At 43.5% G+C, this 7,470-nt stretch carries 8 protein-coding genes; 2 read left to right on the forward strand and 6 right to left on the reverse strand.

What is annotated here, in order from left to right; translation table 11 throughout:
• Positions 1 to 75 precede the first annotated feature (75 nt).
• From LN893_RS19930 to LN893_RS19945, 4 genes are all read right to left on the reverse strand, one after another.
• Positions 76 to 969, reverse strand: coding sequence for a cyanophycinase (locus LN893_RS19930; protein WP_229973135.1), 894 nt, complete (start codon positions 967 to 969; stop codon positions 76 to 78).
• Positions 970 to 1,064: 95 nt separating this feature from the next.
• Positions 1,065 to 1,484 (reverse strand): hypothetical protein, encoded by a 420-nt coding sequence (locus LN893_RS19935; RefSeq protein WP_229973137.1) that lies wholly within the window; start codon positions 1,482 to 1,484, stop codon positions 1,065 to 1,067.
• A gap of 26 nt (positions 1,485 to 1,510) precedes the next feature.
• A complete protein-coding gene (locus LN893_RS19940) occupies positions 1,511 to 2,392 on the reverse strand; it encodes a TIGR02587 family membrane protein (protein WP_229973139.1) in 882 nt (293 codons plus the stop codon).
• Positions 2,393 to 2,400: 8 nt separating this feature from the next.
• Positions 2,401 to 3,186 (reverse strand): transporter, encoded by a 786-nt coding sequence (locus LN893_RS19945; protein WP_229973141.1) that lies wholly within the window; start codon positions 3,184 to 3,186, stop codon positions 2,401 to 2,403.
• A 609-nt stretch (positions 3,187 to 3,795) separates the two neighbouring features.
• Here LN893_RS19945 and LN893_RS19950 point away from each other — a divergent pair.
• Complete coding sequence (locus LN893_RS19950) at positions 3,796 to 4,050, forward strand: hypothetical protein (RefSeq protein WP_229973143.1); 255 nt, start codon at positions 3,796 to 3,798, stop codon at positions 4,048 to 4,050.
• Between the two features lie 62 nt (positions 4,051 to 4,112).
• Here the strand turns inward: LN893_RS19950 and LN893_RS19955 are convergent, their stop codons facing one another.
• Positions 4,113 to 4,853: a (Fe-S)-binding protein gene (locus LN893_RS19955; RefSeq protein ID WP_229973144.1), complete on the reverse strand. Its 741-nt coding sequence runs from the start codon at positions 4,851 to 4,853 to the stop codon at positions 4,113 to 4,115.
• Positions 4,854 to 4,855: 2 nt separating this feature from the next.
• Entirely contained in the window at positions 4,856 to 5,701 is an 846-nt protein-coding gene (locus LN893_RS19960; protein WP_229973145.1) for a hydroxymethylglutaryl-CoA lyase, read from the reverse strand.
• A 324-nt stretch (positions 5,702 to 6,025) separates the two neighbouring features.
• On the opposite strand from LN893_RS19960, the gene LN893_RS19965 reads away from it, so the two are divergent.
• Positions 6,026 to 7,450: an aldehyde dehydrogenase gene (locus LN893_RS19965; protein WP_229973146.1), complete on the forward strand. Its 1,425-nt coding sequence runs from the start codon at positions 6,026 to 6,028 to the stop codon at positions 7,448 to 7,450.
• The last annotated feature ends 20 nt before the right edge of the window (positions 7,451 to 7,470 follow it).

The following is a 7,470-nucleotide window of genomic DNA, read 5'->3' on the forward strand; positions in this document are numbered from 1 at the left end:
ATACTCCTAATCCTTTGACACAGTTTGTTTTACAGCCTCTTCGCCTCTGGGTCAGAAAACATACTTTAAAGTGCATCAAATATGCAACTGATCATAAGTCGGGAAAACATACCGTTCACCTTTCGAGAGAAGGTGAACTTTTAAATCGCGAACCGAAAAGGGCTCACCTGTTTCCACCTCATAGATGTTTGTAGAGGTAATTCCGATACCGTCTACAATTGTTACCAGCCCACTTCCCAACACTTCCATATTATATCCTTCAGTTATCAGAATAGCGGTGTCTTCTTCCAAACCAATCCCAATGCAGCCAGGGTTGGTAGAAATAGCCTGAGCCATACGAACGATGCGGTCCCTCTGTATAAAGTGTGTGTCGATGCATACATCTTTTATAAACTCCAGGCCAGTAGTAATGCGCACATCTCCTTTTATATAACCGCCTATTGTCTCACCCTCATAAATCATGGGTGTAGAAAGGGCTGCTGCTCCCGCACTGGTACCTGCAATAATGATATCATCGTAGGTGTGCCGCTCCTTCATGAGCTGCAGCACTTTAGTGCCTCCAAAAATAGATGTAAGCTTCAGTTGGTCTCCACCTGTCATCAAAATTCCAGCGGATCTTTCCACTATATCTAAATAAGCAGGGTCTTTCACATCGGTACGGTTGCTTATATTAAGCACCTCTATGTTCTCTATCCCTAGTTCCTTAAACACTTGCGTGTAATCTTTTACCATTTCATCTGGTAAGGAAGAAGCGGTAGGCACTATAGCCACCATCGGTTTACTGCCCTGCAGCTCCTGTACAAACCGCTTTAGTATTTCCTGCGAAACAAAATCTTTATTTCTTTTCTGTTCCTCTTTGAGTTCTCTTTGCCCCCTATCTTCTTTACCTCCTATCGCTAATATTTTACCTTTTGCTACGGGAGCCTCTTTCCTATTTTTATGCCTCTCAGAAACTTTGTTCTTTGCCATAAATATGTGTCAAGTTAGATATAGATAATTTTGGTGTTTCTAATCCGTAATAAGATAATTTATAATATTTGCAGGCAAGTTGAGACAAGCAAGCACTACGGTCTTTTATAGCTGATAACCCTATTTACAATTGTATCGGCTAGCGCTGGGTTATCCACAAAGTTCACCCACCCTTCCCGCTTCGAGTTTTTGGGCACAAAAGCAATGGCTAGCTCTGCTTGCTCAAGCACTATCTCACCCTTTTTCAAAACCAGTTCTACCGTTACCTCTCCTGCCGTTTCGCCTCCTACATTGTGCACTACTACTCGGTAACGATAAGGAGATAGCTTGGAAGGGTCGTGCACGTGCTCCACGTACAGATCTGGAGGTGTTGCTTGATCTTTGTATATTTTATAGCCAAGAAAACCTAATATACTCAGCACTAATCCCAAGCTAATGGCAAACACTGTCCATTCTAACTTATTCTTGTCATCTCCGTCTCCGCTTTGTTTTCTTCTTTTTTCGCTTTTATTCATTCTCTAAAACTAGTATGCGACACGAACTACTTAATCAATAGCCTTCCTGCTGATGCTCCTAAGCTGGCCAAAACTCCCAACACAATGCATTGCGCAAAAGCAATTTCGAAGCTCACGTTATTGAAACTACCAAAAAACCATAGCAGGAGAGCCGAGCAAGCAAGGGCTGTCAGGTAACTAAGGCAGGTATCTATCGTCATGCCTACAATCAGCTTCTTTGTATCTAATTTGTCTGCTCCTCTAAAGTCGCTAAAAAACACTACTACCACACTCAGTGCAATGGAAGTTAGCGCCATCAGCAGTACGTGTATAGGTTTGGCCTCTACGGCAATCATGGTTACCTCTTCTGTAGGTGCCACATTGCCTCCGACAACTATACTGCCACAAATAGAGAGTATAATCAGGCTCGGATAGTGAATGTTACCATCCTTCACACCGCTATCCTCCTCTGTTTCGTCACGATGAGGCACCTCTTCGTCTTCACTAATATCGCCCAGTTGTGCCGTACCTATAGACACCCCAATGGAAACCGCCATAGCTTCCATAATCACTTTGCCCATAATCTCATCTATGGACATCTGATGGAACTGAATGCGGTTGAGAATAGCCAAAACAATAAGAGAGATGGTAATACCCAACCCCATCTCCTCTACTGAGTCAATAAAAACACTTCGCCAGGAGGCACTCGGGCGCATGCCAGCATAGCGGTTATAGCCAAGCAAAAGCAAATAGGTTGCTACCACCATGATAAAAAGCTGTAGCGGAGAGCCAATAAAGCCTGCCCACCAAACCTCCATAGTATACAATAGCGGAAAACTAAATAACAAGCCTCCGGCTATCCCCCTTGCATACTCTTTAAGCGACCTGGATAAAGAATTAAAGTCTTTGTTTGATACTACAGTTTTCATGATCTCTCCTACTTCGGCAACCTGACGGATAGGCCTGTTCCAACAAAGTAATCTGGAGCCGCATCATTTAACCCTAGCCCTGCAGCTACATCTAGCATCAGGTGTAAGCCTAAACCGAATTGCAAAGCTGCCACTCCCTGATATCCCGCCTGTTCTCCGCGTTCTTTTTCGCCCACAGCCTCCACCAGAAACGTAATAGCATCTGTTAGATCAGTACTAAAATTAACGGCATACCTGGTTACAGAGCTTCCTTCCACCCATCCTTGAGTAAGGCCATACTGAAGCTCTGATTTATCGCTGAGTTCATTTGCGAACGCCAAGGTTACACGCGGTTCTGGATTCTCAGGTCTGAAACGGCGGCTTGCTACGGGCAAGGCTACCATTACTGTCAGGGAGGCCTGCGGTACCCAACCCTGATTCTCTAACAATTTCAGTCTTGCTCCCACACTAAGAGGACCTGCTCCAGAGAATGTACGTTGTTCACCGTTCTCTACAACAGAGTCCTTTAATGCTCCAAGCACGCGCAGCTCCAGCTTGTCCAGCAGGCCGTAGCGTACTAAGGCTGTCGGGTAAGCATAGGTTCTTGCTTCGCTGGTGGCAGTGGTTTCTTTTTGGTATAGCAAACCTAGCTCAACCATAGTATAGCCTGTGGGCACTACATAAGAGTTAGGTGTCAGGTCTGGCCTGTCTGGATTAATACCCTGTACATTCTGCGCCAGCACAGGAGTAGCCGCTGTGGTAGCCAGTATGATTAAGGTGCATAGTGGTATGAGATGTACCAGTATCTTTTGCATGTTATCTTTTTGTGCTTTATACGCGAAACTTATTTTCAGACATAAATTTGCACCACAAAAAGGACGGTAGACTAATAGGAGGAAATACTTTGCTAAAAAAGAAAAACTATGCAGCTTGCATAGTTATAGAAAATGGTTTTGAATAAACTTGAGTTTCGATGAGTTTCGAATAAACTTGAAAAGAAGGGCTGGACGCTTTTAGCACCCAATAAAGCAGTCCAGCCAAACTTTTCAAAACCTTAGTATGAGAAGCTATTATAAATACCGAAGTACATTATAATAACAAGCAACTTAACCAACCAAAAGCAACTTATTATTAGCTCTAAGGTATGCCTGTCTTTACGGAGCGATCTATCCAGTGGCTACTCTGCAAGCTAAAATTAAGTATATACGCGGCTATAATCGTTGCATTGCCAAGCCTCTCTCCGACTTTATACCTAGCTTTTGAATTTTGTTTTTGTAGTTTGAACAACGATGTATATATTTAATTATTTTAATATACCTAGCGCAGTGAGCAGGCTAGTTTAGGTGCCAAACTACTCCCCATTATGAATTTAATTTTAAGCTATAAAAACAAATGAAGAAAATTTAATTGCCGCTCTTTTCGCTGTGGCAGTATCGGGTGCCTCTGCCCAAACCACCCAAGGCCGAAAGTCTTTACCTGCCTCAGCTGTTTTAGCACAGAAAACTCTAAAAACGAAAGAACAATTACTTAATTTTTCATTGACTCCTTCTGTAGGATATTTCATAAAAGATGGATTAGAGGCTGGTGTTTCGCTTGATTATACTTCTTATAAGTTCGAAGCAGGTAGTGATTTCCTATACGCTGAAAGGAGAAGACAAATTGCCTTTGTTTGGACATAAACAGGAAGCGCCTGATCAATCTTGATCAGGCGCTTCTTGTTTATACTTATAAGGTAACGTTTTTACCAACCGCTTGCCAGCACATCGGCAATGTGCATAGTTTTTATCGGCTTCTTTTGCTTCTGAATGTAAGCTTCAATATGCATCAAGCAGCTACTGTCTGTAGAAACAATATAGTCAGCGCCTATAGCCAGGGCATTCTCTACTTTCTGCTCTGCCATAGCCGACGAAATGGCTTCGAATTTAACAGCAAAGGTACCGCCAAAACCGCAGCAGGTTTCGCTCTCTTCCATCTCCAACAGCTCCAGCCCCTGCACACTCGTTAGCAGTAGCCTTGGGCCAGCCTTTATGCCACACTCCCGCAGGGCGCTGCACGAGTCGTGGTACGTAACCCTGCCACGCAGAGCTGCCCCAGGTATGCTGTTAATATCCAGCACATCTGTTAAAAACTCCGTCAGTTCGTACACTTTTTTTTGCATGGTTCTGTACTTCACCAGGTTCGAAGACTTCACAAAAATATCCTGATAGGCATTGCGCACCATGCCCACACAAGAAGCTGAGGGAGCTACAATATAATGTGAAACATCATTCGAAAAATCGTTCAGGAATTTGGTGGCTACTTCACGTGCTTCATCAAAAAAGCCAGCGTTAAAGGCGGGCTGTCCGCAACAGGTTTGGTTAGGGTTGTAGTTTACCTCGCAACCTACCTTCTCCAGCACCTTTACCATGTTCATAGCCGTATCAGGAAACAGCTGGTCTACGAAGCATGGCACAAAAATATCTACAATAATTCTCCTTGCCATAGTTAAGAAAATACAGCGCCAGACTGCTTCAAAGCTTCGTCAAACGCCTTCTTGTTAAGGTCCAAAGTTAAACCTTTATTTTCAAAAAAACGCACCAGGTTTTCGGTTGCCATGTTGCCTACCAACTCATCTTTTGCCATGGGGCAACCTCCAAATCCGCGCATGGCTCCGTCAAATCGTCTACAGCCCGCACTATAGGCAGCCGCCACCTTCTCTTGCCAACTGGCTGGCGTTGTATGCAAGTGCGCCCCAAACTCTATGTGTTTGAAAGCAGGAATAAGCTGCCCAAAAAGGTAAGCTATATTTTCAGGGTTAGAGACTCCAATCGTATCAGAAAGAGAGATGATTTTTACCTCCAGTTGGTCCAGTTCCTTTACAAAGTAGATAACAGTTTCTGCATTCCAAGGATCATTATAGGAGTTGCCGAAACCCATGGAAATGTAAGTAACTAATGTTTTGCCAGCTCTTATACAGATCTCCTGCATTTGGGCCAGCTGCTGCATGGCCTCCGCTATACTTTTATTTGTGTTGCGCTGCTGAAACGTTTCTGAAACTGATAAAGGAAAACCAAGATAAGCGATTTGTTCGTGTTGTGCAGCTTCTTCAGCGCCTTTAACATTAGCTACAATAGCTAAAAGCTTAGATTTAGTCTGGCTCACATCCAACTTTGCCAGCACCTCTGCCGTATCTCGCATTTGCGGTATGGCTTTAGGAGACACAAAGCTGCCAAAATCGATGGTATCGAATCCCACACGGAGCAACTGGTTGATGTAAGCAACTTTGGTTTCGGTGGGTATAAAACCCTTCAGGCCTTGCATGGCATCGCGCGGACACTCGATTATTTTCATGAGAAGAACTATTAGCTACAAATCATCTTCTTGTATGGAATTGCTCCTGTAAAGTTACATAACCTACAGTTAAGTAGTAGTTTCTAGGAATTGACAAGACTCTGGTAACTGAACATTACTACCTGCAAAATTTCATATCACATATATAGCAGCTTTTAAGACAAAAAAGATTATTAAACGTAAATTTAAGATAGCTACACGTAGGCCTATCCATAGCAATTTGCCGTGCTTAGACTGTTACTATGCCTGAAAAGTAGAATTACCTTTTCACCATAGCTCCTGCTCTGACTATTAGAAGATAAATCAAAGTTTAACCTGCCACCTATGCAGAGCAAAGCTACTTTAAACGCTCCAGCAGCACCCTCTATTGAGTTTAGCCAATTAAATAAACTTATACAGAAGCAGAGAGAATTTTTCAACTCTCAAGCCACCTTCAATCTTTCATTCAGGAAAGAGCAGTTACGCTGTCTGTTGAGCCTTATAAAGCAAAATGAACAGGTTATAGGTAACGCGCTGTATGAAGATTTCAGAAAGCCAGTTTTTGAAACATTTATAACAGAGGTAGGTTTTGTAGAACAGGAGCTGAAAGAAACATTAAGGCATCTGACAGAATGGGCAAAACCACGAAGTGTAAACGAATCGCTGTTTAACTTTCCTGCATCTAGTGCCACTTACCCTGAGCCGTACGGCTTGGTGTTCATCATCGGCCCATGGAACTACCCGCTGCAGTTGGTTCTCAGCCCCTTAATTGGAGCCATGGCGGCGGGCAATTGCGCCATCATAAAACCATCTGAGCTAACAGCAAATACTTCTGCTGTTATAGCTGAGTTAATACGTAAAAACTTCGACGAAGCTTATTTGGCTGTTGTAGAAGGAGGCATGGATACAACACAGCATTTGCTGCAGAAGCGCTTTGACTACATCTTCTTTACGGGTACTCCCCAGGTCGGCCGCTTAGTAATGAAAGCTGCTGCAGAACACCTAACTCCACTAACATTAGAGTTAGGTGGTAAAAGCCCTGCGATCGTAACAGAAGATGCTGATCTGGAGTTGGCAGCCCGCCGCATTGTGTGGGGCAAATTTTTAAATGCTGGTCAAACCTGTGTGGCACCCGATTATGTACTTGTGCAAGAGCAGGTAAAGGAGGAGTTTGTAATGTTCCTTGAGCAAAACATAACTGCATTTTATGGTGCAGATCCTGCCATTAGTCCCGATTTTGCCCGCATTATTGATGACAGAAATTTTCGCCGCCTGAACAATCTCCTTACAAAAGATAACATTCGCTTCGGAGGCCAAACAGACAGAGATCAACGGTATATCGCTCCAACTATTTTAGATAACGTTACCTGGACGCACCCATCCATGCAGGCAGAAATCTTCGGACCTATACTACCAGTTCTCTCCTATTGCTCTTTGAAAGATGCTATCAAAACCGTTAATAGCCAGGAAACTCCCCTCGCCCTTTACTTCTTCTCATCCGACCATCAAAAGCAGCAGTGCATACTTCAGAAAGCACATTTTGGCGGTGGTTGTATTAACGATACAATGTCTCACTTTGTAAATCCGAATTTACCTTTTGGAGGAGTAGGCCATAGTGGTTTCGGAAGCTACCATGGCCGTGCCAGCTTCGATTTGTTTTCACACCATAAAAGTGTGCTGCATCGTGGCACCTGGCTAGACTTACCCCTGCGTTACCCTCCGTACAAAGATCATCTATCTCTTGTAAAAAAAATATTGGTTGTGGTTTAGAATGTATGATGTAGGAATAA

This window comes from Pontibacter harenae (assembly GCF_020907245.1).
GTDB lineage: Bacteria > Bacteroidota > Bacteroidia > Cytophagales > Hymenobacteraceae > Pontibacter > Pontibacter harenae.

Coding starts and splice junctions, on each gene's coding strand:
- LN893_RS19930 (WP_229973135.1), bottom strand. CDS start 969: ATGGCAAAGAACAAAGTTTCTGAGAGGCATAAAAATAGGAAAGAGGCT.
- LN893_RS19935 (WP_229973137.1), bottom strand. CDS start 1,484: ATGAATAAAAGCGAAAAAAGAAGAAAACAAAGCGGAGACGGAGATGAC.
- LN893_RS19940 (WP_229973139.1), bottom strand. CDS start 2,392: ATGAAAACTGTAGTATCAAACAAAGACTTTAATTCTTTATCCAGGTCG.
- LN893_RS19945 (WP_229973141.1), bottom strand. CDS start 3,186: ATGCAAAAGATACTGGTACATCTCATACCACTATGCACCTTAATCATA.
- LN893_RS19955 (WP_229973144.1), bottom strand. CDS start 4,853: ATGGCAAGGAGAATTATTGTAGATATTTTTGTGCCATGCTTCGTAGAC.
- LN893_RS19960 (WP_229973145.1), bottom strand. CDS start 5,701: ATGAAAATAATCGAGTGTCCGCGCGATGCCATGCAAGGCCTGAAGGGT.
- LN893_RS19965 (WP_229973146.1), top strand. CDS start 6,026: ATGCAGAGCAAAGCTACTTTAAACGCTCCAGCAGCACCCTCTATTGAG.